This is a genomic window from Natronoarchaeum mannanilyticum (genome assembly GCF_039522665.1).
In the GTDB taxonomy this organism is placed as follows: Archaea; Halobacteriota; Halobacteria; order Halobacteriales; family Natronoarchaeaceae; genus Natronoarchaeum; species Natronoarchaeum mannanilyticum.
Map to the genome: position 1 here is coordinate 1 of NZ_BAAADV010000002.1, position 25,925 is coordinate 25,925.

Genomic DNA, 25,925 nt, shown 5'->3' on the forward strand with positions numbered 1-25,925 from the left:
GCGGGCGATTTCTGGCATGGACACCTAGAAATCACACCGCCTCCTTCTTCAGAGCTTATCTGAACACCGCCCTTCGCGGCGTATCGACGAGTGTCATTCCCTCGGCAACCGCGCCGGGGACGCTGATCATTACGTCGACGTCGTGCTCGACGTCGGAGCGGTGCGAGCGTCGGACGGCGTCCGGCGCGTCTCGATCGCGCCACCACCGCGAGCGGCGTCGCCGTCGGTCGATCCGGCGTCGGCGGAGTTCCACTTGATGAACGAACAACACTGTTCCACCGCGACAAACGGCCGAACGCAGTCGTATCACATCTTCCAAGCGCAGTACGTTCCCGCCGCCTCGGCGGCCGACGCGGTTCGGGCCATGCTGCAGATCGATCGGCGACGAGGGGGCGCCGACAGATGAGCACGCAAAACGCGACGGTTCTCGACAGTCTCACCGACTTTGCCGACCAGTACGGCCTGGCGTTCGTGATGGTCGCCAGCTACTTCGGCTCGGGGTCGGTGTACATCGCGAGCCAGGCGGGCGTGATGCACGGGTACACCCTGCTGTGGGCCGTCGTCGGCGCCGCGCTGCTGGGCTTTATGGCCCAGGACATGAGCGCCCGGCTGGGCATCCACGGCGAGTCGCTGATGGTGTTCGTCCGCGAGAAGCTCGGGCGTCCCCTGGCCGTGACGATCGCGCTGTTCCTCTCGATCGGCTGCGTCGCCTGGACCGTCGGGCTGGTCGCGGCCGTCGGCGCCGGCGTCTCGTTCCTGCTGGGCGGCGCCGTCGCCTGGCAGCCGATCGCCGTCGCGACGACGATCGCCGCGATCGCGGTCGGACTGTTGGCCTACGACACCGTCGAGAACATCATGATCGGGATGATGCTCTCGCTGCTGGTCGTGTACGTCATCGTCGCGCTCCCGAGCAGCCCCGCCGCCGGGGAGCTCGCGATGGGGTTCGTCCCGACGATGGATTCGTTCGGCGCGCTGGCGGTGGCCGCCGGACTGCTCGGGACGACGGCGCTGTGGCCCAACTTCTTCCTCGAGTCGATCCTCGTCGGCCAGAAGGGGTGGACCGAACGGAGCGACCTGCCGGCCGCACGCCGCGACCTCTCGGTCGCGTACGCCGTCGGCGGGATCACGACCGTCGCGATCCTGATCGCCTCGGCGGCGCTGCTGCGCCCGATGGGCTACACGTCCCTGGAGACGTTCCTCACGCCCGGCAGGGCCCTCGTCGAGGTGCTCGGCACCTGGGCGATGGTGCTGTTCGTCGGCGGCGTGATCGCCGCCGCGTTCAACAGCATCGTCCCGATCATGTGGACGCCGGCGTACATCATCCCGCAGGCCGCCGGCGTCGACGTCGAGAAGGGCGATCGGCTCTTCTCGCTCGTCTTCGCGGGCCTGACCGGGATCGGCGTCCTCTCGCCGGTCGTCAGCGCCGCGCTCGACCTGACGGTCGTCGACATGGTGATCCTGTTCCCGACGTACAACGGGATCTTCGCGCTGCCGGTCGCCGCTGTCCTGCTGTTCTGGGCGGTCAACGACCGCGAGACGATGGGCGAACACCGCAACGGCCGCCGGCTGAACCTGGTCAACGCCGCGCTGGTGGTGCTCGCGATCGTGCTCGCGGTGCTCTCGGTGCGCGACTTCGTCGGCCTCATCACCGGCGGAGGGTTCTAGAGTCGCGTGGCGATTTCGCTTCTCCTGATCGCGGTTCTGGCCGCGATCGCGCTCGTCGCCGGCGTCGGCATCACGACGATCGGCCCCGGCGGCATCTTCGTGACCGTCGCGCTGTACGCCCTCACGCCGCTGTCCTCGACCGAGGTCGCCGGGACGGCCCACGCCACGTTCATCGTGACGGGCCTCGTCGGAACGGTCGCGTACGCGCGTTCCGGCGAACTGCTCGACGGTGACGGACGCGGGATGGCCGCGATCCTCAGCGCGGCGAGCGTGGTCGGCGCGCTGGCCGGCGCGGCGCTCAACAGCTACGTCTCGCGGCGCCTGTTCGGCGTCCTGCTCGGCGCCGTCGCGGGGCTGACGGGGGCCACTCTGCTGTACCGGGAGTGGCGCGAACTCGAACCGATCGTCTCGGTCGACGCGTCGAATCGCGACGGGCAAGCCGCGCTCGGCACGCTCGGGTTCGGCCTCGGCGTCGCCAGCGGGCTGGTCGGCGTCGGCGGGCCGGTGCTGGCGGTCCCCGCGCTGGTCGTGCTCGGCGTGCCGATCCTGCTGGCGCTCGGCGTCGCGCAGGTGCAGTCGATCTTCATCTCCGGGTTCGCGACCGCGGGCTACTTCGCGCAGGGGGCCGTGTCGGTGCCGTACGCCGTGCTCGTCGGCGTCCCGCAGGTCGCCGGCGTCGTCGTGGGATGGGCGATCGCCCACCGCGTCGACCCCGCCCGGCTGAAGGTCGTGCTGGGCGCTATCCTCGTCGGCGTCGGCGGCTATCTGATCGCGTAACGTTCCTCAGAAGCGAGTCGGGTGCGCCGAACTACGACTCGTCGTCGCGGTGCTCTTCGCCGTCATCGTCGGTCGTCTCGTCGCCGGTCGTCTCGTCGCCCTCGTCGGGATCCCCGTCGCCGGTTTCCTCGGCGATCTCCTCCTCGGGCGTGTCGGCCTTCTCGCCCGGCGTCGTGCGCTCGTCTTTGTCCTCGAGGCTCGGCGCTTCCTCCGCGACCTCGGGATCGTCCTCGGGCGTCGCCTCGGGTTCGGTCGAGTCGGTCTGCTCGGGGACGGAGTCGGTCGACGCGGGGCCGGTGGCCTCCGACGGTTCGTTGGCGACCTTCGCCTCCGAGATGTCGTCGTCCTCGCGGGCCTCGTCGGGCGTCGAGCTGCTCAGTTCGTCGGTCGAGGTGCCCGTCGCCTCGCCCTCGTTCATCCCGCCGTCCTCCTGGTCGTCCATCTCGTCGTCCTCGGTCTCGAACGTGATCGTTTCCCCTTCGTCGAGTCCCGTCGCCGTCGACCCGTCGCCGCCCGAGCGTCGGCGCTGCGCGGCCCCGAGCGCGATCCCGGCCGCGCCGAGCGCGCCGTGGAACGCCGCGCGCCGCGAGTTCGTCCCCAGCGCCCGGAGCGCTCGCAGCAGCGACAGGCCGCCGACGGCGAAGGCCGCGGTGCCGCTGGCCACGTGCTTTCGAACGAACGATGCTTCCCCCTCGTTCGCTGTCGTCGCGTCCGCCGGCTCCTCGCCGGTCTGGATGTCGTGACTCGTCATGGATAGGTAACCGCTGGTTCCGGGAAAAGCTACGACGTCGCGGCGGATAAAAACCGGGCTGCGGTGGACTCTCACGGCGACCCTCACAACAGCTCAGAGCCGGTAGAGACGGACCGAGAAGAACTCGCGGACGGCGTCGGCGAGCGCGTCCTCGGGATCGCCCGTCGCGCCGACGGCGTCGGTCGCGGCGGCGTCGACGTCGAGCCGGTCGATCGCCGCGGCGTCGCCCAGCAGGTACAGCCGGTCGGCCTCGCGTTCGGCGATCCGCTCGCGGCACTTCCCGAGGTGCTCGTCGATCTGCTCGTCGCGCAGGCGCTCGAACCGGCCCTGCGAGAACCCGCCCTTCGAGTGGTCGCCCTTGACGCCGCTGCGAAAGCCCGCGACCGAGCGACGCCCGCGCCCCTCGTACTCGCCGAGGGCGAACAGGTCCGCGCGCACCAGCGCGACGGCGTACCGCCCGGTCGGCCGGAACCACTCTCGGTCGAGTTCGACGCCGTCGCTCCACGTCGCGAAGGGCTCGGGCGCGACCGGCACGTCCAGCGCGGCCGAGACGACGCCGGCGTCGTCGGTGATCGCGAGACACGGCGCCGCGCGGGCGACCAGCGGCGCCCGCTCGCCGAACGCCTCGCGGACGGCCTCTGCGGAGGCGTCCTCGACCATCGCGGTCATGATCTCCTCGGGCCCGGTCTCGACGCTTTCGAGCCGATCGAGCACGGCGTCGACGCGCGATCCACGTAGCTCCTCGACGCCGCGGAACTCGATCCCGTCGTCGGCGTCGTCCTGGCGGTCCAGCGCGTCCTCGAGCTGTTCGATCTTGTCTTCGAGCCGGTTGACCCGCTCCTGGGCGTCCTGCCGGTCGCTGACCGCGTCGGCGCGGCGCTCCCGCTCGGCCTCCAGTTGTGCGCGGAGGCTGTCGCGCTCGTCTTCCAGCTCGGCGACGCGCTCCTTGAGCGACGCGCGACCGAGCAACCTGTCGAGCATGGTTCGACGACGTTCCGGGCCGCACTTTTAGGTTCCGGGCGAGCCGCCCGTCTCGGCGACGAGTTCGCAGTAGTTCGCGGCGGCCCGCGCCGCGGTCGCGCCCCGGCCCACCAGCTCGACGTCGGGCTGGGTCGCGCGCCAGGCGCCGTCCTCGACGCGCTCCAGACGAATCGTCGTCGCGCGATTCATACCGACTCCTCCCGGTGCTCGTAGGGACCGGCGGGCGTGACCAGCCGGATCTCGTCGCGGCGTTTCGTCTCGCCGGTGCGCTTGTTCCGCAGCTCGCGGAACTCGGGATCCATCTCGGCGTCCTGGGCCCACCGGCGCGCGCACTTGGCGCACCAGAAGTGGTTGTTCGTCGGTTCCCACGAACGGTGGCCCCGGGGACACACCCACCGCCAGCGATCCGTCTCGTCGTCGGTGTGGATGGTCGTCTTGCGTCCGGTCATCGCGTGGACCTGACGGCCACACGACAAAAGGCGATAGCCTGGCGCGCGCGGCGAAAGTGAAACTAATCAGGGCGGCGCTTCATCCGCCGCGACTCGGCGTCCGACGGCGTCTAGCAGTATCTGACACGTTCGAGGTAGCGGTGAAAGTAAACCCGCCGCCGCGCCGAGACGTCGGACGGGTCGATCGCGTCGAGCGGCGGCTCTCGGGCTGTCGCTGGGGCAGCACGAGGTTCTCGGAGCTGGATGCCCGCGCGGTGCCGAACGAAGCGGACTGGTCGGTGCGGGACGTCACTGTCGGCTTCCCTGCGCCCCTAGTCTTCTTAGATACGTAACAGATCTTGTCGACGCGGGCCTCGGCCGCCATCACTCGTCGGTTCTAAAACGATCCTCGCTCGCGAGCAACTACGCTTAGTAACAGGTTGCCTCAGCTTTAGTTACTGATTAATTTGTTCTCTTGCGGGACTGTCAAAGTTAGGGATGGATTTATTACGGAGAGATTGCATAGGACTGGTAACGCCGGACCCACGACAGAAGGGCGAGAGGTTGGGGCTATGCACATCGCTCCCCCATTGCCTCGTGTCAGGCGACGGACGCCTGCATTAAATCCTTTACTGTCGTCAGCCGGCGGAATCAAACGAAAACAATGCAATTAAAACAGCTATTCACGGACGATGACGCCGTCTCCCCGGTTATCGGCGTCATCCTCATGGTCGCGATTACGGTCATTCTGGCCGCAGTGATCGGGGCGTTCGTCCTCGACATCGGCGGCAGTCAGGAAGCAGCACCGCAAGCAAGCTACAATTGGGATATTGACACCAGCGACGATAGTCTTGACCTCGGACACGACGGTGGAGATGACATCAGTTACAGTTCCATCGAAATAGAGACCTCCGGTACCTCTGAAACGCCCTTCTCTGGTAGTGGCACCTTCAGTGCTGGTAACAAGGTGGATGCTGCCACTGGCATTACGAGCGGTGAAACGGCTAGTTTGGTTTGGGAAGCTTCCAGCGGAGATTCCAGCCAAATCCTCAGTGATTACGAGAGATCATAAACATGGATCTCAAGCAGCTATTCGCGGACGATGACGCCGTGTCACCGGTTATCGGCGTCATCCTCATGGTCGCGATTACGGTCATTCTGGCCGCCGTGATCGGAGCATTCGTCCTCGACATCGGCGGCAGTCAGGAAGCAACACCCCAAGCTAGCTGGTCGTATAGCTACGACGACGGTGGTAATGGTTGGGACGACAGCTCTGGAACTCCTGACGACTCATTCACCGTCTCCCATGAGGGTGGCGACGATATCGATGCCAGTTCGCTAACCTTCCAGTATGATGGCAGCGCTATCGCTGATACAGATCTAGAATGGTCTTCTGGTAGCGCACCCTCTGGTACGATATCTTCGGGATGGTCTGCGACAGTCGAAGAGGACGGCACTAACGACGTGATTTCCTCCTCGGGTGGATCTGTATCAGTCGTCTGGGAGTCTTCCTCGGGCGACTCTAGTCAGGTCCTCACCGAAGGAGAGATCCCGTAAGTAAGTCTCCTCTCAAACGATTACCTTTGTATTGATTTCACATACTATTTTTATTTGATTTTTTAGTGTGAAAACGCAATAAAGCCTATTGGTTAATACCCTTACAGCACGTTTGAGGCGAACCCGCTGGCGCGGTTGAGCTTGCGCTGTCGTGCGTCGGTGAGCTTCAGGCTGGTGCGCTTGGTTATACTAAGTAGGAGTGTATGCACTGGGGGTTGATTTGCATCGCTCGCGACCGAGCGACCGGCTGGTCTTTTAAGAAGGGGGGGCCGAGGAACCGGCGTGATCATGGCGCCGGCCGACCCGATCGGGGCCGAGTCTATGCACCCCAGCCTACGTCCACGGCGCGGGAGGTGCATACCTCGCGGATCGGCGTTACTTTTGCATCCGAACCACGGGGTCGGATCTGAGGACCGCCTTCCAGGCGTCTCATGCTGAAAGTTCCTCGACCTCGGGCACGGTGTCGCCGTCGACTGCGCGCACGAGGTAGGCGCCGTCGTCGACGCGCTGGATATACCTCTCTTGGTCCTCGGGGATCTCGCCGTCACCGGTTACGATGCCGTCGAGACGCAACTCATCTTTATCGAGCGAAACCACCGGCGTTCCGTCGCGGTCGCAGAGTTTTCTGAACATCGCCAGAACGGGCGGCTATCCGATCGCATTTAGTCGTTGCCCCTGTGGCCACGGCGTGGCTACGCGATGGCCAAAATCCAGAGTTTGACATTAGAGCGGATTGCCGCACGGAGTTGTGCCTACCGGAGAACATGGTTCCCGCCGGTGTTGGACTCGCCGGGACTGAGCGAACCCGAAGGGTTCGCAAGGGTCGGCGAGTCCATTGACTGAACGGAGCGAAGCGGAGTGAAGGAAATGGACTCGCCGGGATTTGAACCCGGGGCCTACACCTTGCGAAGGTGTCGATCTGCCACTGATCTACGAGCCCGCAGCAACAGAATGTAACTCGGGATGGCTATTTCAGGCTTGCGTTTCGGCGAACGAGCGCGACTCGTTCCCACGGCTCAGTACTCGGGCATCGGCGGGGCGTCCGGCTCAGGCTCGGCGGGCCGCAGCAGGTTTGCCTGGCCGGCCAGCAGGCCGAGCAGGAAGCCGAAGAAGTGCGCGGCCAGCGCGACGCCGGGCGCGGCCGTCGCGAGCGTCACGAGCGTCGCGGCGACGAGAAACAGCAGGAGCTGCCAGCGCGGGTCGAGGCCGATCCGATCGAGGAGGCCGCCGGTGAGGCGGTTGCCCGCGAGCACGTAGCCGAAGAGCGCGAACACGGCGCCGCTGGCGCCGAGCACCGGCAGCGCCTGTCCGACGAGCCCTACCTGCAACAGCAGCCGGTTGAACAGCACCTGAAAGGCGCCGGCGGCCGCGCCCGTCAGGACGAAGAAGGCGTGGAACCGCCAGCGCGTCGTGTGGCGCTCGAGCGCGAAGCCGACGATCGACAGCGCGACCGCGTTCGAGAGGAGGTGGCCGAGCCCCGTGGGGTCGTGGGCGTAGACGCTCGTCACGAGCGTCCACGGACGGACTTCCAGCGGTAGCTGGAGGGCGAACAGCGCCGCCGCGAGCGTCGCGTCGACGACGCTGAGCGCCTGCTGGAGGGCGAACACCGCGGCGAACGCGAGCAGCGTTTCGATCGTCGGGGACCGCATGGCCGGGGCTACGCCGTCAAGTCACAAAAAGAATAGGTGAAACGTGAGTCGAGCGAGTTCGGTTCCGCGCGCTGCAGTCGCTACGCGAGGTAGCGAAAACGACGACCGAAATCGACCTGAGTTAGTCCTCGAGGACGATCTCGATGCTGACGTCGTTGGGGACCTGGATCCGCATGAGCTGGCGCAGCGCGCGCTCGTCGGCGTCCAGATCGATCAGGCGCTTGTGGACGCGCATCTCCCAGTGCTCCCAGGTGGCCGTCCCCTCGCCGTCAGGGGACTTGCGCGCGGGAACTTCCAGGGTCTTGGTTGGGAGCGGGATCGGGCCCGACAGCGCGACGCCGGTCTTGTCCGCGATCTCGCGGACGTCGTCGGTGATGTCGTCGAGATCCTCGGGGTTGGTGCCCGCGAGGCGGACGCGTGCCTGCTGCATCTTAGCTCTCGTTGACGCTCAGCACCTTGCCGGCCGCGATGGTCTGGCCCATGTCGCGGATGGCGAAGGAGCCGAGCTCCGGAATCTCGGAGGACGGCTCGATGCTGAGGGGTTTTTGCGGACGCACGGTGACGACCGCGGCGTCGCCCGACTGGATGAAGTCGGGGTTCTCCTCGGCGACCTCGCCGGAGGAGGGGTCCATCTTCTTGTCGATGGACTCGATCGTACAGGCGACCTGTGCGGTGTGGGCGTGGAAGACCGGCGTGTAACCGGACGTGATCACGCTGGGGTGCTGCATGACGACGATCTGGGCCTGGAACGTCTCGGCGACCGACGGCGGGTCGTCGGCGGGGCCACAGACGTCGCCGCGGCGGATGTCGTCCTTGCCGATGCCGCGGACGTTGAATCCGACGTTGTCACCGGGCTCGGCCTTGGGCACCTCTTCGTGGTGCATCTCGACCGTCTTGACCTCGCCGCCCACGTCGCTGGGCTGGAACGAGACGTTGTCGCCGGTGTTCAGGATGCCGGTCTCGACGCGGCCGACCGGGACCGTACCGATGCCGGAGATCGTGTAGACGTCCTGGATCGGGAGTCGGAGCGGCGCATCCGTCGGCGGCTCCGGGGGCTTGAGGCCGTTGAGGGCCTCGAGCAGGATCTCGCCGTCGTACCAGGGCGTGTTGTCGGACTCCTCGGCGATGTTGTCGCCCTCGAAGGCCGAGATCGGGATGAAGGACGCGTCGTCGGTGTTGAACTGAACCTGCTTGAACAGGTCCTCGACCTCGGAGACGACCTGCTTGTAGTCGGACTCGTTGTAGTCGACGAGGTCCATCTTGTTGACGCCGACGATCAGCTCGTCGATGCCGAGGGTGCGGGCCAGGAACACGTGCTCCTGGGTCTGGGGCGCGACACCGTCGTCTGCCGCGACGACGAGGACGGCGTTGTCGGCCTGGGACGCGCCCGTGATCATGTTCTTCACGAAGTCGCGGTGGCCGGGACAGTCGACGATGGTGAAGTCGTACGTGTCCGTGCTGAACTCCTGGTGGGCGATGTCGATGGTGACACCGCGCTCTCGCTCCTCGGCCAGGTTGTCCATGACGTAGGCGAACTCGAAGCCGCCCTTGCCCTTCTCCTCGGCTTCTTCCTTGTGCTGTTCGATGACGTGCTCGGGGACCGATCCTGTCTCGTACAGGAGTCGCCCGACCAGCGTGCTCTTACCGTGGTCCACGTGGCCGATAATGGCCAGATTCTGGTGTTGTTCGTCGCTCATTGGTATCTCACGCGCAGAGGCGCTATATCCGTCTCTTTGCCGCGAGGCGGTTAAAACCATTTCGATACGGCACTCACCCGATCTCCGCGCCTTCTTGCGGTTTGTGTGTCTTTCACACGACCGAGGGGAGTTCGGTGGTACCGCAACGATGTTGAGATCGGTAAACGGCCAACTGATTTCGCCGTCGCGGTTGCGGTGGCGCGCTGTCGAGTCCTCGTGACGAGACAGCGCCGCGCGAGGGATGAGTAGCGCAGGCGCACCGCGCCGAGCAACGCAATCGGCTGGGGAGGACGAGGCTGCTGTTCGGGCGGAATGAAAGGGGCCGTCGCGCTCGACCCGGTGAGGCGAATCAAGCACTGGACCGAGCGAAGCGAGGGAAGCGCGCAGCGAGCCGCAACCGGTCGAGCGCGACGGGGGCTTTCAGGAAGCCGTGAGCAGTTGAGGCTGTCGCTCCGGAGAACGCGATTACTCCCTTACCACCGAAAGAAATGACGACCGAACGAGAACTTTACTCTAGCGGCGGAAGCCGCCCCACGTCAGCCAGCACCGCCGACGCCGTTTCCGGCCCACCGGCGCCCCGCCCGCTGACGTTGAGCTGGCCAGCGTGTTCGGTCTCCAGTTGAACGATGTTGCGCGTCCCGGTGACCGACAGCGCGCCGTTCTGGGGCACCAGCCGCGGCCCCACGGTGACGCCGTCGGGCGTCGCCTCGCCGATCAGGCGCACCGTCCGGTTGTCCTCGCTGGCCAGATCCAGCGCGGTGCCGGGGATCTCCTCGATCCCTTCGACGTCGGCGTCCTCCAGGGAGTACACCCGCTCGCCCTGCGAGAGCACGTTCGAGAGGATCACGCACTTCAGCGCGGCGTCGGTGCCGTCGACGTCGAACGTCGGGTCGGCCTCCGCGACGCCCAGGTCCTGAGCCTCCGCGAGGACGTGCTCGTAGTCCAGCCCCTCGGCGGCCATCCGCGAGAGGATGAAGTTCGCCGTCCCGTTGAGAACGCCGCGCGCGGCGGTGATCTGGCCGGCGCCGAAGTCCGAGATCGTCGAGAGCACCGGGATGGCGCCGCCGACGGTCGCCTCGAACAGCACCTCGCCCGCGCTATCGTCGGCGAGGTCCATCACGTCGCCGTAGCGCTCGGCGACGGGGCCCTTGTTCGCCAGCACGACGTGGCGGTCCCGCTCCAGCGCGGTCTCGACGTGGCCGAAGCCGGGCTGGGCGTCGCCGAGCGTCGTCGGCGTCGCCTCGACGAGCGCGTCGTAGTCCGCGTCGAGCGCGTCGTCCGGATCGGCCGCCCCGACCGCGCCCTCCGCGGACTTCCGGTCGAGCGCCGCGGCGACGTCGACGCCGCCGTCGTCGACGACCGCACTGCTCGAATCGGCCAGCGCGACGACCTCGTGGCCGTACTCGCCGGCCAGCTCGGCGACGGAACTCCCGACCGCGCCGGAGCCGAGGATCGCGAGCTTCATCGGGATCCCTCCGCGGGGAGCTGGGGTTCGATCACGCGAATGTCCTTGTCCCCGGCGATCTCGCGGATCGTCCCGAGCACCTGGTCGGCCCGGTCGGCCTCGGTGGCCAGCCGCACGCGGGCGCTGGAGACTTCCTCGGTCCCTTCGGGCGCCGACAGCGAGACGTCGACGACCGACGCCTGCGAGCAGCGCTGGAACCGCTGGAGGCTATCCGAGAGGTCCGTGTCGATCAGGTGGCCCACCAGAATCACCGTCAGCTCCTCGCTGTAGCGCTCCGCGCCGGCCTGGATCACGTTGATCCCGGCGTCCCGCAGCGCCTCGACGATGTCGTCGAACCGATCCGGCGGCGACTCGATGTCGACCTCGACGGGGATGTGGCCTCGCGGCGTGAGGTTCCCGCGCTCGTGGAAGATCGACAGCAGGTTGCCGCCCCGATCCGCGATCGGCTGCAACGCGTTGAGCAGTTCGCCCGGCTCGTCGACGAGTTCGAGCCGGATCGTGTACGCTTGCAGGTCCTCGCCGCCGTCGGTCGTGGGCGCGTCCTGGTCTTCTTCGTCGCTCATGCGCGCCCGAACACCTCCGACGGCCGTACGGCGTCCGTGGTCATACCCATCCCTGACGGGCAGGAGGTATATGAATTCGGTTATCTGGTCGAAGGGAGTCGCGCCACCGTGCCGGCTGAATCCTCAGTCGTCGCTCTCGACAGCAGATTCCACGGCGTCCTCCTCCTCGACCGCGCCGCCGTCGCTCGCCACGCTGTCGACGCTGACGCCCTCCCAGTCCTGATCGGCGTGGAACCCCTCGCGCTCCTTGGCGCTGGCGGCGACCCGGACGAACTCGGCGTTCTCGCGAGCCGCGGGGATCGTGTGCCCGCCGCAGTAGGAAAGCCCCGACCGGATGCCCGCGCAGAACTCCTCGACGACGCCGGCGACCGGCCCCTTGTACGGCGTCAGCGACTCGACGCCCTCGTCGGCGTCGACGTTCTCCTCCTTGTCGTCGCGCTCCTCGGCGGCGGCGGTCGTCGCCATCCCGCGGGCGCGCTTGTACCGATCCCCGTCGACCTCGACCGTCGCGCCGGGCGCCTCCGCGGTCCCGGCGAACAGGCTGCCCAGCATCACGGTGTCGGCGCCGGCCATCAGCGCCTTCACCGCGTCGCCCGATGTCCGAATCCCGCCGTCCGCGCAGATCGTCACGCCCGCCTCCTCGGCGGCGTCGGCGCAGTCGTCGACTGCCGTCAGCTGCGGGACGCCCGCGCCCGCGACCTTTCGGGTGGTGCAATGGGACCCCGGCCCGATGCCGACCTTCACGCAGTCTGCGCCGGCGGCCGCGAGATCCTCGACGCCCGCGGGCGTCGCGACGTTGCCCGCGACCAGATCGGTGTCCGGAAACTCCTCGGCGAGCGCCGCGACGGCGTCGATCGCCCGTTCCATGTGCCCGTGCGCGACGTCGACGACCAGCGCGTCGACGCCGGCCTCGACGAGCCCGGCACCGCGGTCGACGTAGTCCTCGTCGATGCCGACCGCGGCGCCGACCTGCTCGCCTTCTTCCACCACGCGCTCGACCTGCGCGGCCTGCTCGTCGGGGTCGAGAAAGCGGTGCAGGACGCCGATGCCGCCGGCGCGGGACAGTTCGATCGCCAGTTCGGCCTCCGTGACGGTGTCCATGGCCGCCGAGACGAGCGGATTCTCCAACCGGACGTTCGGCGTCAGCGTCGTCGAGAGATCGACGTCGTCGCGACTGTCGACCGCGGACCGCTTCGGCACGAGGAGGACGTCCCCGTAGCTCAGACCGGTGCGTACGTCGTTCATAACCCCTCTCGGGTCAGGGACGCGCGGGGAAAAGACTCACGGTCGCTATCGTCCGGCGCGCGGCGACGCCGCGCGGCATCGAGCGACGACCGCGCCGCTCCGCGGCGGCGAGAAAGCGGAGAGAAAGAACCGCAAAAACGGGGAACGCCCCGTCGTTAGATGTAGTCGATCGCTTCGGGGAGTTCGAGCTTCATCCCCTTGCGCTCCCGGATCTCCATGATCTGGTCGCGCTGGAGGTTGTCGGCCATGACCTGGAAGCCGGCGTTCTCCGTGTTCCAGGAGGCTCGCCCCTCGGTGGCCGAGCGGATGTCGCTCGCGAACCCGATCATCTCCTCGACGGGCGCGACGCCCTCGACGACCATCAGGTCGCCTTCCTGGTACATGTCGTCGACGCGGCCGCGCCGCCCCTGAATCTCGCCGGACGCCGAGCCCATGTAGTCGTTGGGCACGTCGATCCGGACGTCCTGGATCGGCTCGAGCAGCTTGATGTCGGCGTCGATCAGCGCGTTGTGGACCGCGTTGCGGACCGCGGGGATCACCTGCGCGGGACCGCGGTGGATGGTGTCCTCGTGGAGCTTGGCGTCGTGGAGGCGCAGCAGCGTCCCCTGGACCGGCTCGGCGGCCAGCGGGCCGTCGTCGAGCGCGTCCTCGAGGCCCTCGATGACCAGCTCCATCGTCTCGTTGAGGTGCTGGATACCCTTCGTGTCGTCGATCAGCACGTTCGTGCCGTGGATGTGCTCGACGTTCTGGGAGGTGTCCTTGTCCATGCCGGCGTCCTGGAGCACTTCGCGGCGCTCCTGCTCGGGCATGTCCATCGACGCCTCGCCCATCTTGATCGTCTCGACCAGCTCCTCGCTGAGCGGGTGGACCGTGATGTAGAAGCGGTTGTGGCGGTTCGGCGAGATGCCCTCGACCTCGCGCGATTCGGTCTGGGGCGCCTCGCGGAACACGACGATCGGCTCGCCGGTGTTGATCGGGATGCCCTGGTTGCGCTCGATGCGCTGGCCGATCACTTCGAGGTGGAGCTCGCCCTGCCCGGAGATCAGGTGCTCGCCGGTGTCCTCGTTGATCTCGATCTGGATCGTCGGGTCCTCCTTGGAGACCTGTCGGAGCGTCTCGATGAGCTTCGGCAGGTCGTCCATGTTCTTGGCCTCGACGGCTTTCGTGATGACGGGCTCCGAGATGTGCTCGATCGACTCGAACGGCGTCATCTCGACGCTCGATACGGTGGAGCCGGCGATGGCGTCCTTCAGCCCGGTGACGGCGGCGATGTTACCGGCCGGGACGCGATCCACTTCCTCGCGCTCCCCGCCCATGTAGATACCGACGCTCTGGACGCGGTTTTTGCCCGCGGTCCCCGAGACGTACAGCTCCTGGCCCTTCTCCAGCGTACCGGAGAAGACGCGACCCGCTGCGATCTCGCCGGCGTGGGGGTCGACGCCGATGTCGGTGACCATCAGGACGACCTCGCCGTCCTCGTCGACCAGCCGCATCGTGTCGGCCAGCTCGGAGTCCTCGTCGCCGCGCCAGATGCGCGGGATACGACGGGGCTGGGCGTCGACGGGGTTCGGGAAGTGCTCGCAGACCATGTCGAGCACGACGTCCGACAGCGGCGTGCGCTCGTGGAGCTCCTGGCGCTTGTCGGCGCGCTCGAGCTCCATGATCTCGCCGAAGTCCATCCCGGTGCGCTGCATCGACGGGAACGAGACGCCCCACTTGTACAGGGCCGACCCGAAGCCGACGGTGCCGCCCTCGACGGAGACGGTCCAGTCGTCGTCGATGTCTTCCATCTCCTCGGTCATGCCGCGGATCAGCTCGTTGACCTCGCGGATCACCGAGAGCAGGCGCTCCTGCATCTCCTCGGGGCCCTCCTGGAGCTCCGAGATGAGGCGGTCGACCTTGTTGATGAACAGGGTCGGCTTGACGCCCTCGCGGAGCGCCTGGCGCAGCACCGTCTCCGTCTGGGGCATGGCGCCCTCGACGGCGTCCACCACGACGAGCGCGCCGTCGACGGCGCGCATCGCTCGGGTGACGTCCCCGCCGAAGTCGACGTGGCCCGGCGTGTCGATGAGGTTGATGAGGTAGTCGGTGTCCTCGTACTCGTGGGTCATCGAGACGTTGGCCGCGTCGATCGTGATGCCACGCTCCTGCTCGTCCTCTTCCGTGTCCATCGCGAGCTGCTCGCCCGCGGTGTCGTCGGAGATCATCCCTGCACCGGCGAGCAGGTTGTCGGTCAGTGTCGTCTTGCCGTGGTCGACGTGTGCGGCGATGGCGATGTTCCGGATCTGCTCCGGCTCGTCCATCAGTCGCTCGCACTGTTCGACGATCTTCTTTCGTCTACCCATTACCGTGTCCTATCGCAAGCGGGGTCAAAAGGGTGCTGTTTCGCGATTGCCGCGCGTGTGAAGGGCTGACGAAGCTAATCGTACTGAAAGGAACGAACGGGGAGCCGCGATCCGCACTTCCGAGGACCGCGGCGAACGGAGCGAAACCCCCGCGTTTCGCGATCGCGTCGACGCCGCCGTTCGGCGAGCTGACCTCGTGACGCCGCGCCACGGACGCAAGAGTAATACTCCCCGAAACCTTGCTAGAAGTAGTCATGGAACTGCACGTTCAGGGCCCCGGCCCGGCCGCACCGTTTCTCAGCGCCCGGGACCTGTTCGAGACCGAGCACGACCTGGAACTGCCGGTGACCGTCCGGATCAGGGAAAACCCCGACGAGCGCACCTGGACCGGGCACGACGACGACGGCCACGTGCTGAACATCTCGCGACAGGCCGCGACCAGCGCGATGGCCCGCGAGCTCGCGGTCCACGAGTTCGCCCACATGCTGCGCAACGAGGAGGAACACCCCTCGCACGTCCAGTCGACCGAGGAGGCGCTGTTCCTCGCGCTCGCCGGCGAGAGCGTCGAGCGCAGCACGCTCACCCAGTGCTACCAGATCGCCAACCACATGAAAGACATTTACGCCGACGACATCACGCTCGCGCTGGGTCCGACCGACAAGCTGGTCGCCTTCTTCGAGTCGACGCTCGCGTCCGCGCTGTCGGACCGGCCGGACGACTCGGGCGACGGGGCGGCGTGGGGGTTGTTCGGCGGTCAGGCTCCGGACGCCGCTCCGGATTCTGATTCCCGACGGCTCACGGCCGCGACGGATCCGGAGATCACGGCGGTCAACGCCGCCTTCGCGCTCGCGATGGTCGAGCGCCACGAGCTGGTCGACGCCGACCATCGGCTCTACGACCTCGCGCACGCGGCCGCCCGGGACGCGCCCGCGATCGATTCCGAGGCGTTCAAGCGGCGGTTCAGGAACCTACAGCGCAATCCCGACCCCAGCGACTACCGGAAGGAACTGGTCGACGCCACGCGAGCGTTCGCCGCGGGGAGCGGTCGGGCGGCCGACTGATCGGGGACGTCGGTCCAGCTGACCGGCGGGGACGCCGTTGCGGCGACGCCGAAACAATCGCTACGGCCGCGGCTGGTTGGACTGGCGAAACCGAGAGAAGAACGAAGAGATTACCGCGCGGCGGCCGCGACGCGCTCTTTCTCTTCCTTCTGGCTGACGGCGTACGTGTTGACGTCGTCGTTGGCGGCGCCGATCAGCTGGCTCGCGAGCGCCTCCTCGACGTCGGTCGACGTCTTGAACGAGGACCCCTGGACGCCCTCGGCGATGAACTTCAGGGCCTGGTCGACGCGGCGCTGGGGCGCGACGTCGACGGCCTTGGGGACCGAGATGCCGCCGTACTTCAGGCGGACGGTCTCCTCGCGGGGCGCGGCGTTCTCGACGGCCTGGACGAGCACCTGGATCGGGTTCTCGTCGGTGCGCTCGTGGATGATATCGAACGCGTCACGCGTGATGTTCAGCGTCTTCTGCTTCTTGCCCGTGTTCTCATCGGTCTGCATCAAGCGGTTGATGAGTCGCTCGACGATGGAGATCTCGGACTTCTGGAACTGCTTGGACGCGTGTCGGCCCATCGTGTGGGCGACCGGCGTGATCGTGATGTAGCGCTCCGTGCTCGGGTCGCTGAACTGGATGCCGGTGACTTCCCACTCGCCGAACAGCTTGGCGACCGCGTCGTCGTCGTCGGTGCCCGCCGGCTTCTCCGGCTCGGGCTGGTCTTCTGCCGCCATCGTTATCTGACGGGTTTCTCCGCGTTCCCGCGGACGAGCTCGATCAGGCTGACGCCGTTGACCTTCTCGACTTTGTAGTTGACGCCCGAGAGGTCGCCCATCGCGCGGCCCTTCGCGCCGCCGATACCGGCGATGGTGACCTCGTCGTGCTCGTCGATGAAGGAGATGGCGCCGTCACCGGGACAGAACGCGGTGACCTGCTTGCCGTTCTTGATCAGCTGGACCCGGACGCACTTCCGGATCGCGGAGTTGGGCTGCTTCGCCTCGATGCCCACCTTCTCCAGGACGATACCTCGACCCTGCGGAGCGCCCTCCAGGGGGTCGGACTGCTCGCCGAGACCGCGCTCGCGTCGCGCGTACTCCGAGTCGGACCACCGGTGACTCTGGCGGTCCTTCTTGAGCTTCCGCGCGGCGTATTTGCCGTTCGCCATAGTACCAGCGTCTATCCGACGGAGCCACTTAAGCGTCCCCTTTTGAGATGCGGAGTTACGGCCATAGCGACCGTGAGGGGGTGCGATAAAGCGATCTGAGCGCGTTTCGCCGTTTCCTCGCGACCGTCGTAGCGCGCCGATACGGTGCTGTTCGTCGCGCAGCGGCGGCCGTTCGACGCCGTCGCCACCGCGGCTCCGGCCGGTCGATGCCGTCGCCACCGCGGCTCCGGCCGGTCGACGCCGCAGTCGCCGCGGCGTCACGACCGAGAGCCTCGTCTACTCCTCGGGGTCGTTCTCGCGCTCGGCTTTCCGCGCCAGCCAGCCCGCCGTCGCCCCGAGGCCGCCGAGCGCACCGAGGATCCCCGGTCCCGGCGTGCCGTCGGCGGATTCGGCGTCGCTCTCGTTTAGGTCCCCGAACGCGTCGGCGAACGACTCGTTGTCGGCGGTCCCGTTCGCGTCGCCCGCGCTCGGTTCGTCGGTCGACTCGGTGTCGGCGTCGCCGCCCGTTTCGTCGTCTGCCGTCCCGTCTTCGGCGCCGCCGTCGGTCGTGTCGCCGCTCCCACCGCCGGTCGTCTCGTCGGTTCCCGACCCGTCGTTGGACGTCCCGTCTCCCGCGTCCCTGCTCGCGCCGTCACCGACTACGACTGTTCCCTCCATGCCGAGCGCGGCGTGGGGTTCGCAGACGTACTCGTAGACGCCTTCGGCGTCGAACGTGTGCTCGTACACGTATCCGTCTCCCTCGACCTGGGGGTTGCCCTGCCAGTCGCCCCCGGCGGGCTGAGTTTGGGGTGTGAGGGTGTGGTTGTCGGACTCCCAGGTCCACCTGACCGTCTCGCCAGGCTCGACCCGGAGCTCCGTGGGCTCGAAGACGAACTCGCCCTGCGGACCGACGGTGACCTCGTGGTCGATTTCGCCGCCACCGCCACCGATCGTGCCCCCGCTCGACGACAGCGCGTACACGCCGCTCCTGTTGCTGACGTACAGCTGCTCGGATCCGGGAACGACGCGCCGGGCCGGCCGCTCCCGGTACTCCGCGAGTATCTCGCCAGTCGATCGATCCACGGCGAACAGCCCCTCCTCGCCCATCGTGTACAGGGTGTCGCCGGCGCCGACGACCCCCGCCCCGGGCGTTTCGGTCTGCCACTCCGGATTGCCGCTGGCCGGATCGATCGCCACGAGCTGCCGGTCGACGGAGACGTACAGCGTCTCCGGTCCGAGGACCGGCTGGACGGGTCGCTGTCCCAGGGGTAGGCTCCAGGCCTCGTCGCCGGACTCCGCGTCCAGTGCCACGAGCGAGTCCGACGTCGAGACGTAACAGAGCCCGTGACCGATCGCGGGCGGCGTCAGCAACGCCGGCCCGCCGCGGTTGTACCAGGTCCAGTCCGTCTCCAGCGTCGCCGCGTCGAGCGCGCGGATCGCCGTCCGATCCTCGTCGTCGACGAACTGCGTGACGTACACCGTCTCCGCGGGCGCCGACGCCGCGCAGACGTACCACCCGAGGTTCGGGATCGACCTCGAACGCTCGATCGACCCCGTCTCCCGATCGAGCGCGTACACCGTCCCGTCGTGTCGCCCCGTCGGCGTCTCGTTGTCGGTCGCCGCGACGTACAGCGTCCCGTTCAGGGCGGCGAGGTAGACGCGGTTGCGGTCCAGCGACGTCGACCACTGTTCGTTCCCTCGCGTGTCGAACGCCCGCACCGTGCTTCCGAACGTCGCGTACAGCCGGTTACCGGCTGCCACCATGCCGCCCGGTTGGCCGCTGCTCACCTCCCACTTCGTCTCGCCGGATCGGGAGAGCGCGACGAGCCGATCGCCGCGAACGTACACGGTGTCGTGGGCCAACGCTACCAGCGGCACGTTGCTCTCGCCACGGTTCCACTCGGGCTCGAAGCTCTCCTCGATCGTCACGCCGTCGGGGGCGTATCCGCTGCGGTTCGACCCGTTCCGATACGACGGCCAGGCGTGGCCGCTCTGGGCTGCGACGGCGGTCGACCCCATTGTCGACGCCCCGAGCGCGGCAGCACACGCCGCCCCGAGGAACGCGCGACGCCCCTGGGAGAACTCTGTCATGGCTCCCGGTTGGAACTGTTCGGATAAAATACTACGGAATATAGACAGGTGTCAACGCCGTCACGCAGGCCCGTCAGGTCAACTGCACGTCGGCGACGTCGAAGTGGCGCTCGGCCAGCGCGCGCGCGGCGTCGATGTTCTTGCCGTCCGAGCCGATGGCGACGCCGGCGTCCTCGTCGGCGACCTCCGCGTAGGCGACGGTGTCGTCGTTCTCGCTGATGGTAACGTTGTACACCGCCGCGGGCGCAAGCGCGTTGGCGACGAAGTCCTCGGCGGTGTCGGCGTCCTCGACGAGTTTGATGGGCTTGCCGATCCGCTCCTCGGCGCGCTCGACGTTCTGTCCGCCCGGCCCGATCGCCTGGCCCATGTCGCCGGTCGCGACCAGCACGATCACGCGTTCGTACTCCTCGTCGACGACGCAGTCCCGCGCCGCGGCGCCGGTCACGTCCTCGAAGGCGACGAGATACTGTCTGGCCTCGTCCGAGAGGGTGACCGTCATGGTTCGGCGCTCGGGGAGGGGCTCATGTCAGTCGGAGCTCGACTCGAGGTCGGGCGTGAACGACCCCATCCGGAGGTCGACGTCGCCGGTGCCGAGCTTGATCGGCTTCCCGACGATGACGTTCTCGGTGACGCCGTCCAGATCGTCGACCTCCCCGTGGATCGCGGCGTCGAGCAGGTGGTTGACCGTGACCTCGAACGCCGCGCGGGCCAGCACGGAGTCCTTGTTGCCCGAGATCCCGTGGCGGCCGATCGACTCGATCGTCCCCTTGTTGGTCATGATGTCGGCGACCAGCATCAGGTGGCGAATGTTCACGTCGTCGAGCCCCTGCTCTTCGAGGGTGTCCATCGTCTCGTTGATGATCGCCTCGCGGGCGGCCTCGACGCCGAGCTGGCGGTACACCTCGTGGATGTTGTTGGTCGTCGTCCGGGAGGCGTCGACGCCTTCGATCCCGATCACGTCGCCGAAGGCGGATCCCTCGGTGTAGAGGACGAATTCCTCGCCCTCGTCGGTTTCCTCCTTGCGGATGACGACCCGGGAGACGTCCTCGATCCCCTTGAACGTGATCTCGCGCAGCTCCTCGACGAGCTGGAGCAGGTCGCGGTAGCTGGGTTCCTCGGGACCGAACTGGATGACGGCGTCCTGCTGGAGCACCTCGACGCCCAGCGAGGACTGGATCGTCTCGGCGACCGCCTCGGGTTCGATCATCCGCTCTTCGAGAGTGGCCTCGTTGAGGTCGATCCGGACCTGCATGTCCGCGACGTTGGTCGACACGTCGCCGAGCGCGAGGATCTTCGTCGCCTCAATCTTCCAGACGACCTCGTGGGCCTTCTCGCGGTCGTCGGCGTACTCGTCGTCGAGGTGGACCGTCATCATCGGCGTGTCGGGCTCCTTTCGCGCGTCGACGAGCTCGATCAGCCGGGGGAGCCCCTGGGTCACGTCGATCTCCGCGACGCCCGCGTAGTGGAACGTGTTCATCGTCATCTGCGTTCCGGGCTCGCCGATCGACTGGGCGCTGACGGTGCCGACGGGGTCGAGCGGATCGATGCGCGTGTCGAGATACTGGTTCTCGACGGCCCTGGCGAGATCGTCGGCCTCCTCGACGGTGACGCCGCCGCGGGCCTCGATCGTCTCGTACACCTCGTCCTTGAGCCGTCGAGTGAGTTCGGTGTCCTCGACCACGGCCTCGACGTCCTCGCCGACGTCGTAGCCGTTCGGGTTAGTCATCGTCCACCTCCGGGGCGGGGACGGCCTCCTGGACCGCCGGCGGCTCCTCGTCCATGCGCCGGGAGTCGGCGTGCTCCGAGAGGTTCGTCGCGGGCTCGGTTCGCTCCAGGAACTCGTCGCGCTCGGCCTCGCTCTCGAACTCGGCGTCGAGGACCTGGCCGGCGATCTCCTCGACGTCGACCGGGTTGTCCTCGCTGGAGGATACCTGCACCGGGCTGGTGCCGTCCTCGCCGAACTCGAACTGGACGATCGTGTCGGAGGTGTCCCGCACCGTGCCGTCGTACTGGGTCTCCAGCTCCGACAGCGCGTTGATCAGCCGGCGCTGGAGGTAGCCGGACTTCGACGTCCGGACCGCCGTGTCGACCAGCCCCTCGCGGCCGCCCATCGCGTGGAAGAAGAACTCCCGCGGTTCGAGCCCCTCCGTGTAGGAGTGCTCGACGAACCCGTGGGCGTCGGCGCTGAGGTCGTCGGGCTTGTAGTGGCTGAGCGTGCGATCCTCGTAGCCGCGGTTGATCCGCTCGCCTCGAACCGCCTGCTGGCCGACGCAGCCCGCCATCTGGGTCAGGTTCAGCATCGACCCGCGGGCGCCGGACTCGGCCATGACGACGGCGGGGTTGTCGTCGTCGAAGTGCTCCTCGGCGATGTCGCCCGCGTTGTCGCGGGCCTTGCCGAGCGTCTGCATGATCTTCATCTCGAGGGTCTCGTGGACCGTCCGACCGGGCAGCGACTCGAGCTCGCCGGCCTCGTAGGTGTCGATGAGCTCCTCGACCCGATCGTAGGCGTCGTCGATCGTCTCGCTGATCCGGTCGCGGGCCTCCTGGGAGACCGTCTCGTCGTCGATGGCGATCGAGAACCCGAAGTGCATGATCGAGCGCATCGCCAGCGCGGCCACCTCGTTGATGAACTGGCGCGCGCGCGTCTCGCCGTACACCTTCGTGATCGTGTCGACGATCTCGCCGCCGAACGCGCCGACGCCGTCCTCGTCGATGGTGCCGGATGTCAGCTGGCCGTCCTCGATGACGACCGTGTCGCCCGCGGATGACGTGAACTCGAGATCGAGGTCGTCGGGCAGGAGTTCGGAGAAGATCTGGCGACCCGTCCAGTACGGCGTCCCGTCGTCGTCGTCGCCGGTCGGGGCGGGCAGTTCGTCGACGTGGGTCGCGCGCAGCAGGTCGAGCGCCTGCGTCTCGTTGAACTGCGGGTTGTCGTTGGTCAGCAGGTAGGTGCCCGAGATGTGGTCCTGGATGGCGCCGATGATGTTCTCGCCGAACCGCGGCGAGAGAATCTGCTCCTGGACGCGCATCAGCACGCGGGCCTCCGCGCGGGCCTCCTCGTTCTGCAGGGCGTGCATGTTCATCTCGTCGCCGTCGAAGTCGGCGTTGTACGGCGGGCAGACCGTCGTGTTCAGCCGGAACGTCTTGTACGGCATCACGACGACCTCGTGGGCCATGATCGACATCCGGTGGAGCGACGGCTGCCGGTTGAAGATGATGATGTCGCCGTCGATCATGTGGCGGTTGACCTCCCAGCCGGGCTGGACCTTCTCGGCCAGCTCCTCGCAGTTCTTCTCGGTCACCTTCAGCCGGCGCCCGTCGGGGCGCTTGACGTAGTTGGCGCCCGGGTGAGCCTCGGGGCCGTTCGAGACGTAGCGTCGGGCGTCCCGGAGGTTCCGGTCGGTGACGTTCATCGTCTGGGTCATCTCCTTGGCGACCCGGTCGGGGACGCCGACCTCGTTGAGCGAGAGCGTCGGGTCCGGCGAGATGACGGTACGCGCCGAGAAGTTGACGCGCTTCCCTGAGAGGCTACCGCGGAAGCGGCCCTCCTTGCCTTTGAGGCGCTGGGACAGCGTCTTCAGCGGCCGGCCGGAGCGGTGGCGCGCCGGCGGCGTCCCGCTGATCTCGTTGTCCATGAACGTGGTGACGTGGTACTGCAGTAGCTCCCAGAGGTCCTCGATGATCAGCTGGGGCGCGCCCGCCTCCCGGTTCTCCATGAACCGCTGGTTGATGCGGATGATGTCGACCAGCTTGTGCGTGAGGTCGTCCTCCGAGCGCTGGCCGTTGTCCAGCGTGATCGACGGTCGCGCGGTGACCGGCGGGACCGGCAGCACGGTGAGGATCATCCACTCGGGGCGCGAGCGGTCGGCGTTGATCCCCAGCACCTCGATGTCCTCGTCCGGGATGTCCTCGAACCAGTCCCGGATGTCGCTGGGCATCAGCTTGTTCATGTCCTCCTCGGTCAGGTCGACGTCGAGGGCCTTCTCGATGGCCTTGCGGTCGTCCTCGCGCGGGCGGAACTCGCCGCTGAGGATCTCGTTGATCCGCGAGAGGTCGATCCCGGTCTCCTCGGCCAGCTCCGGGGGCGCGGTCGGCTCCCTCTCTTCTTCCTCGTCGCCCTGCATCGCCTCGCTGATCAGCTCGGCGTACTCGCTCGAGAGGACCTGCTGGACCTCGTAGTAGGTCGTGGGCTTCTCGTGGTTGATGTCGTACTGCTGGCCGCCGCAGAACGGACAGACGTCCTTCTTGCGGGCCTGCCGGATCGCGGCCTTGGTGACGTCGTTGACGTCCTCGCCGAGATCGACGGTCGTCTCGAGCTGCTCGGCGAACTCCTCGCGCTCCTGCTCGTCGAGGCAGAGCCGGGAGCAGTCCCGACAGGTGCCCCGCAGCAGGCGGCGGATGAGCTTCGTGAAGCCGACGTGGATGACGGGCGCGGCGAGTTCGATGTGGCCGAAGTGGCCGTTACACGAACCGGAGTGCTGGCCGCAGGTCTTGCACTCCAGGCCGGGGTCGATGACGCCCAGCCGGGGGTCCATCAGCCCCATGTCGATGGGGAACCCGTCGTCGTCGTACGTGTCCGCGGTGATGATCTTCGTCGCGCTCATCTCCCGGTACTCCTCCGGGTCCATCAGCCCGAAGCTGATCGTTCCGATCTCCTTGGGTGTGGTGTTTGCTGGCATGATTTAGACGGCGTCCTTGAGTTCGAGTCGGGGGGCGATACCCAGGGCCTTCATCTCGTCGAGCAGGAGCTTGAACGCGTAGCTCATCTCGATCTCGTGGATGTCAGTCTCCTCGTCGCAGTTCGGGCAGTAGACGCGCTGTTGCTCGACGTTCTCGACGGCGCTCATCCCGCACTGGCCGCAGACGTGGATGAACTCGCGGTCGGACTCGTCGAGCAGGCGTTCCTTCAGCGCCATCGCGGCGCCGTGGCCGATCAGCACGTCGCGTTCCATCTCGCCGACGCGGAGTCCGCCCTCGCGGGCGCGCCCCTCGGTCGGCTGGCGGGTCAGCACCTGCACGGGACCGCGCGAGCGGGCGTGCAGCTTGTTCGAGACCATGTGGTAGAGCTTCTGGTAGAAAATCGTGCCGACGAAGATCTCGGCCTCGATCTTCTCGCCGGTGACGCCCGAGTACATGATCTCCTTGCCCGAGGACTTGAACCCGTGTTCCTCGAGCGAACCGCGGAGTTCGTGCTCGTCCTCGCCGGTGAACGGCGTCCCGTCGACGCGGCGTCCCTCGAGCGAGCCGACCTTTCCGCCGATCATCTCGAGGATGTGGCCGACGGTCATCCGCGAGGGCAGCGCGTGCGGGTTGACGATCAGGTCGGGCACGACGCCCTCCTGGGTGAACGGCATGTCCTCCTGGGGCGCGATGTGGCCGACGACGCCCTTCTGGCCGTGTCGGCTGGCGAACTTGTCGCCGAGCTCGGGAATCCGCTCGTCGCGCACCGACACCTTCGAGAGCTTCGAGCCGTCCTCGCCCTCCATCAGGGTGACGGTGTCGACGATGCCGGATTCGCCGCTACGCATCGTGACGCTGGTCTCGCGGCGCTTCTGGGGCGAGAGGCCGCCCATGTCGTCCGGTTCTTCGAGGAACCGGGGCGGGCTCGTCTTGCCCAGCAGGACGGAGTTCTCGTCGACCCGCGTCTCGGGGTTGACGAGGCCGTCGTCGTCGAGGTGCGTGTAGGCGTCCTCGCCGCGGGCGCCGCGAACGTCCTGGTCGGGGATCTCGAAGCGGTCTTCCTGGCCGCCGGGGTAGCGGCGCTCCTCGCCCTCGTAGGTCCGGAAGAAATGGGAGCGGGCGAGTGCGCGGTCGACCGAGCCGCCGTTCATGACCAGCGCGTCCTCGATGTTGAACCCCTCGTAGGACATGACCGCGACGACGAAGTTCTGTGCCGCCGGGCGGTCGTCGTAGCCGATCTGCTCGGTGGTCTGGGTCTTGACCATCGAGAGCTGGGGGTAGTGCAGCAGGTGCTGGCGCGTGTCCGGGCGGATGCGGTAGTTCGCGGCGGGCAGGCCCAGCGACTGCTTGATCATCCCCGCGCCCATCGTGATGCGCGGCGAGGCGTTGTGCTCGGGGTAGGGGATCATCCCCGCGCCGATCCCGAAGATCAGCTGCGGGTCGATCTCCATGTGGGTGTGGTCCTCTTCGAGGTCGTCCTCGTCGACGGCGACGTAGATGTCGCCCTCCTCCTCGGCGTCGATGAACTCGACGTACCCCATCTCGACGAGGTCGTCGAACTCCAGTTCGCCGGATTCGACGGCGTCGACCTCCTCGTCGCTGATGAGGGTGTCGCCGTCCTCGACCACGAGGAGGGGTCGGCGCGCGCGGCCGGCGTCGGCGTTGACGATGACCTCGCGGGTGCGCTCGTCGACCGAGACGTTGACCATGTCGCTGATCTCGCCGCGGCGTCGCGCCTCGCGGATCTGCTCTGCGAGCTGTTCGGGGTCGGGGTGCGTGCCGACCAGGCTACCGTTGACGTATACTTTGGCTTCTCGCTCTTTTTGCTGGCTCAT

General features: G+C 67.3%; 25 protein-coding genes and 1 tRNA gene. 5 read left to right on the forward strand and 21 right to left on the reverse strand.

Annotated features, from left to right (window positions below; translation table 11 throughout):
- Positions 1–129 precede the first annotated feature (129 nt).
- Positions 130–279 (reverse strand): hypothetical protein, encoded by a 150-nt coding sequence (locus ABDZ81_RS07695; RefSeq protein ID WP_343773380.1) that lies wholly within the window; start codon positions 277–279, stop codon positions 130–132.
- A gap of 123 nt (positions 280–402) precedes the next feature.
- Here ABDZ81_RS07695 and ABDZ81_RS07700 point away from each other — a divergent pair, with 123 nt between their 5' ends.
- Both ABDZ81_RS07700 and ABDZ81_RS07705 read left to right on the forward strand, forming a co-directional pair.
- The gene (locus tag ABDZ81_RS07700; RefSeq protein ID WP_343773381.1) at positions 403–1,665 is read left to right on the forward strand and encodes an NRAMP family divalent metal transporter; all 1,263 of its coding nucleotides are present in this window, start codon (positions 403–405) and stop codon (positions 1,663–1,665) included.
- A 6-nt stretch (positions 1,666–1,671) separates the two neighbouring features.
- Positions 1,672–2,442, forward strand: a complete 771-nt coding sequence (locus ABDZ81_RS07705; RefSeq protein WP_343773382.1) for a sulfite exporter TauE/SafE family protein — start codon at positions 1,672–1,674, stop codon at positions 2,440–2,442.
- Positions 2,443–2,473: 31 nt separating this feature from the next.
- Here the strand turns inward: ABDZ81_RS07705 and ABDZ81_RS07710 are convergent, their stop codons facing one another.
- The 4 genes from ABDZ81_RS07710 to ABDZ81_RS07725 all read right to left on the reverse strand — a co-directional run bounded on the left by ABDZ81_RS07710 (position 2,474) and on the right by ABDZ81_RS07725 (position 4,623).
- A complete protein-coding gene (locus tag ABDZ81_RS07710; protein WP_343773383.1) occupies positions 2,474–3,193 on the reverse strand; it encodes a prolipoprotein diacylglyceryl transferase in 720 nt (239 codons plus the stop codon).
- Between the two features lie 93 nt (positions 3,194–3,286).
- Complete coding sequence (locus ABDZ81_RS07715) at positions 3,287–4,174, reverse strand: Vms1/Ankzf1 family peptidyl-tRNA hydrolase (protein ID WP_343773384.1); 888 nt, start codon at positions 4,172–4,174, stop codon at positions 3,287–3,289.
- A gap of 27 nt (positions 4,175–4,201) precedes the next feature.
- Entirely contained in the window at positions 4,202–4,363 is a 162-nt protein-coding gene (locus ABDZ81_RS07720; RefSeq protein ID WP_343773385.1) for a hypothetical protein, read from the reverse strand.
- Entirely contained in the window at positions 4,360–4,623 is a 264-nt protein-coding gene (locus ABDZ81_RS07725; RefSeq protein ID WP_343773386.1) for a hypothetical protein, read from the reverse strand. The genes ABDZ81_RS07720 and ABDZ81_RS07725 overlap by 4 nt, the downstream gene beginning before the upstream one ends.
- A gap of 643 nt (positions 4,624–5,266) precedes the next feature.
- Between ABDZ81_RS07725 and ABDZ81_RS07730 the strand changes: the two genes are divergently transcribed.
- Positions 5,267–5,674, forward strand: coding sequence for a type IV pilin domain-containing protein (locus tag ABDZ81_RS07730; RefSeq protein WP_343773387.1), 408 nt, complete (start codon positions 5,267–5,269; stop codon positions 5,672–5,674).
- A 2-nt stretch (positions 5,675–5,676) separates the two neighbouring features.
- Positions 5,677–6,159, forward strand: a complete 483-nt coding sequence (locus ABDZ81_RS07735) for a type IV pilin domain-containing protein (RefSeq protein WP_343773388.1) — start codon at positions 5,677–5,679, stop codon at positions 6,157–6,159.
- 429 nt (positions 6,160–6,588) lie between these two features.
- Here ABDZ81_RS07735 and ABDZ81_RS07740 read toward each other — a convergent pair whose 3' ends face one another.
- The 9 genes from ABDZ81_RS07740 to ABDZ81_RS07780 all read right to left on the reverse strand — a co-directional run bounded on the left by ABDZ81_RS07740 (position 6,589) and on the right by ABDZ81_RS07780 (position 15,123).
- Positions 6,589–6,792: a DUF8053 family protein gene (locus ABDZ81_RS07740; protein WP_343773389.1), complete on the reverse strand. Its 204-nt coding sequence runs from the start codon at positions 6,790–6,792 to the stop codon at positions 6,589–6,591.
- Between the two features lie 235 nt (positions 6,793–7,027).
- Positions 7,028–7,099, reverse strand: a tRNA-Ala gene (locus ABDZ81_RS07745).
- A gap of 76 nt (positions 7,100–7,175) precedes the next feature.
- A complete protein-coding gene (locus ABDZ81_RS07750) occupies positions 7,176–7,808 on the reverse strand; it encodes a rhomboid family intramembrane serine protease (protein ID WP_343773390.1) in 633 nt (210 codons plus the stop codon).
- 121 nt (positions 7,809–7,929) lie between these two features.
- Positions 7,930–8,238, reverse strand: coding sequence for a 30S ribosomal protein S10 (rpsJ, locus tag ABDZ81_RS07755; RefSeq protein ID WP_343773391.1), 309 nt, complete (start codon positions 8,236–8,238; stop codon positions 7,930–7,932).
- 1 nt (position 8,239) lies between these two features.
- On the reverse strand, positions 8,240–9,505 hold the full coding sequence (gene tuf / locus ABDZ81_RS07760; protein WP_343773392.1) for a translation elongation factor EF-1 subunit alpha: 1,266 nt from the start codon (positions 9,503–9,505) through the stop codon (positions 8,240–8,242).
- Between the two features lie 508 nt (positions 9,506–10,013).
- Positions 10,014–10,970 carry a homoserine dehydrogenase gene (locus tag ABDZ81_RS07765; protein WP_343773393.1) on the reverse strand — a complete coding sequence of 319 codons (957 nt, stop codon included), beginning with the start codon at positions 10,968–10,970 and terminating at the stop codon, positions 10,014–10,016.
- Positions 10,967–11,533 carry an amino acid-binding protein gene (locus ABDZ81_RS07770; RefSeq protein WP_343773394.1) on the reverse strand — a complete coding sequence of 189 codons (567 nt, stop codon included), beginning with the start codon at positions 11,531–11,533 and terminating at the stop codon, positions 10,967–10,969. The genes ABDZ81_RS07765 and ABDZ81_RS07770 overlap by 4 nt, the downstream gene beginning before the upstream one ends.
- A 123-nt stretch (positions 11,534–11,656) precedes the next feature.
- A complete protein-coding gene (locus ABDZ81_RS07775; RefSeq protein ID WP_343773395.1) occupies positions 11,657–12,778 on the reverse strand; it encodes a guanosine monophosphate reductase in 1,122 nt (373 codons plus the stop codon).
- A 155-nt stretch (positions 12,779–12,933) separates the two neighbouring features.
- On the reverse strand, positions 12,934–15,123 hold the full coding sequence (locus ABDZ81_RS07780) for an elongation factor EF-2 (RefSeq protein WP_343773396.1): 2,190 nt from the start codon (positions 15,121–15,123) through the stop codon (positions 12,934–12,936).
- Between the two features lie 254 nt (positions 15,124–15,377).
- Here ABDZ81_RS07780 and ABDZ81_RS07785 point away from each other — a divergent pair, with 254 nt between their 5' ends.
- Positions 15,378–16,184, forward strand: coding sequence for a DUF5781 family protein (locus ABDZ81_RS07785; protein WP_343773397.1), 807 nt, complete (start codon positions 15,378–15,380; stop codon positions 16,182–16,184).
- Between the two features lie 110 nt (positions 16,185–16,294).
- Here the strand turns inward: ABDZ81_RS07785 and ABDZ81_RS07790 are convergent, their stop codons facing one another.
- The 7 genes from ABDZ81_RS07790 to rpoB all read right to left on the reverse strand — a co-directional run bounded on the left by ABDZ81_RS07790 (position 16,295) and on the right by rpoB (position 25,925).
- Entirely contained in the window at positions 16,295–16,909 is a 615-nt protein-coding gene (locus ABDZ81_RS07790) for a 30S ribosomal protein S7 (RefSeq protein WP_343773398.1), read from the reverse strand.
- Positions 16,910–16,911: 2 nt separating this feature from the next.
- Positions 16,912–17,340: a 30S ribosomal protein S12 gene (locus ABDZ81_RS07795; protein WP_097008095.1), complete on the reverse strand. Its 429-nt coding sequence runs from the start codon at positions 17,338–17,340 to the stop codon at positions 16,912–16,914.
- Positions 17,341–17,616: 276 nt separating this feature from the next.
- The gene (locus ABDZ81_RS07800) at positions 17,617–19,410 is read right to left on the reverse strand and encodes an outer membrane protein assembly factor BamB family protein (protein ID WP_343773399.1); all 1,794 of its coding nucleotides are present in this window, start codon (positions 19,408–19,410) and stop codon (positions 17,617–17,619) included.
- A gap of 73 nt (positions 19,411–19,483) precedes the next feature.
- Positions 19,484–19,909 (reverse strand): NusA-like transcription termination signal-binding factor, encoded by a 426-nt coding sequence (locus ABDZ81_RS07805; RefSeq protein WP_343773400.1) that lies wholly within the window; start codon positions 19,907–19,909, stop codon positions 19,484–19,486.
- Positions 19,910–19,936: 27 nt separating this feature from the next.
- Complete coding sequence (gene rpoA2, locus ABDZ81_RS07810) at positions 19,937–21,136, reverse strand: DNA-directed RNA polymerase subunit A'' (RefSeq protein ID WP_343773401.1); 1,200 nt, start codon at positions 21,134–21,136, stop codon at positions 19,937–19,939.
- Positions 21,129–24,089, reverse strand: a complete 2,961-nt coding sequence (locus ABDZ81_RS07815) for a DNA-directed RNA polymerase subunit A' (protein WP_343773402.1) — start codon at positions 24,087–24,089, stop codon at positions 21,129–21,131. The genes rpoA2 and ABDZ81_RS07815 overlap by 8 nt, the downstream gene beginning before the upstream one ends.
- A 3-nt stretch (positions 24,090–24,092) precedes the next feature.
- Complete coding sequence (gene rpoB, locus ABDZ81_RS07820; protein ID WP_343773403.1) at positions 24,093–25,925, reverse strand: DNA-directed RNA polymerase subunit B; 1,833 nt, start codon at positions 25,923–25,925, stop codon at positions 24,093–24,095.

Coding starts and splice junctions, on each gene's coding strand:
- ABDZ81_RS07700 (WP_343773381.1), top strand. CDS start 403: ATGAGCACGCAAAACGCGACGGTTCTCGACAGTCTCACCGACTTTGCC.
- ABDZ81_RS07710 (WP_343773383.1), bottom strand. CDS start 3,193: ATGACGAGTCACGACATCCAGACCGGCGAGGAGCCGGCGGACGCGACG.
- ABDZ81_RS07715 (WP_343773384.1), bottom strand. CDS start 4,174: ATGCTCGACAGGTTGCTCGGTCGCGCGTCGCTCAAGGAGCGCGTCGCC.
- ABDZ81_RS07720 (WP_343773385.1), bottom strand. CDS start 4,363: ATGAATCGCGCGACGACGATTCGTCTGGAGCGCGTCGAGGACGGCGCC.
- ABDZ81_RS07725 (WP_343773386.1), bottom strand. CDS start 4,623: ATGACCGGACGCAAGACGACCATCCACACCGACGACGAGACGGATCGC.
- ABDZ81_RS07730 (WP_343773387.1), top strand. CDS start 5,267: ATGCAATTAAAACAGCTATTCACGGACGATGACGCCGTCTCCCCGGTT.
- ABDZ81_RS07735 (WP_343773388.1), top strand. CDS start 5,677: ATGGATCTCAAGCAGCTATTCGCGGACGATGACGCCGTGTCACCGGTT.
- ABDZ81_RS07740 (WP_343773389.1), bottom strand. CDS start 6,792: ATGTTCAGAAAACTCTGCGACCGCGACGGAACGCCGGTGGTTTCGCTC.
- ABDZ81_RS07750 (WP_343773390.1), bottom strand. CDS start 7,808: ATGCGGTCCCCGACGATCGAAACGCTGCTCGCGTTCGCCGCGGTGTTC.
- rpsJ (WP_343773391.1), bottom strand. CDS start 8,238: ATGCAGCAGGCACGCGTCCGCCTCGCGGGCACCAACCCCGAGGATCTC.
- tuf (WP_343773392.1), bottom strand. CDS start 9,505: ATGAGCGACGAACAACACCAGAATCTGGCCATTATCGGCCACGTGGAC.
- ABDZ81_RS07765 (WP_343773393.1), bottom strand. CDS start 10,970: ATGAAGCTCGCGATCCTCGGCTCCGGCGCGGTCGGGAGTTCCGTCGCC.
- ABDZ81_RS07770 (WP_343773394.1), bottom strand. CDS start 11,533: ATGAGCGACGAAGAAGACCAGGACGCGCCCACGACCGACGGCGGCGAG.
- ABDZ81_RS07775 (WP_343773395.1), bottom strand. CDS start 12,778: ATGAACGACGTACGCACCGGTCTGAGCTACGGGGACGTCCTCCTCGTG.
- ABDZ81_RS07780 (WP_343773396.1), bottom strand. CDS start 15,123: ATGGGTAGACGAAAGAAGATCGTCGAACAGTGCGAGCGACTGATGGAC.
- ABDZ81_RS07785 (WP_343773397.1), top strand. CDS start 15,378: ATGGAACTGCACGTTCAGGGCCCCGGCCCGGCCGCACCGTTTCTCAGC.
- ABDZ81_RS07790 (WP_343773398.1), bottom strand. CDS start 16,909: ATGGCGGCAGAAGACCAGCCCGAGCCGGAGAAGCCGGCGGGCACCGAC.
- ABDZ81_RS07795 (WP_097008095.1), bottom strand. CDS start 17,340: ATGGCGAACGGCAAATACGCCGCGCGGAAGCTCAAGAAGGACCGCCAG.
- ABDZ81_RS07800 (WP_343773399.1), bottom strand. CDS start 19,410: ATGACAGAGTTCTCCCAGGGGCGTCGCGCGTTCCTCGGGGCGGCGTGT.
- ABDZ81_RS07805 (WP_343773400.1), bottom strand. CDS start 19,909: ATGACGGTCACCCTCTCGGACGAGGCCAGACAGTATCTCGTCGCCTTC.
- rpoA2 (WP_343773401.1), bottom strand. CDS start 21,136: ATGACTAACCCGAACGGCTACGACGTCGGCGAGGACGTCGAGGCCGTG.
- ABDZ81_RS07815 (WP_343773402.1), bottom strand. CDS start 24,089: ATGCCAGCAAACACCACACCCAAGGAGATCGGAACGATCAGCTTCGGG.
- rpoB (WP_343773403.1), bottom strand. CDS start 25,925: ATGAGCCAGCAAAAAGAGCGAGAAGCCAAAGTATACGTCAACGGTAGC.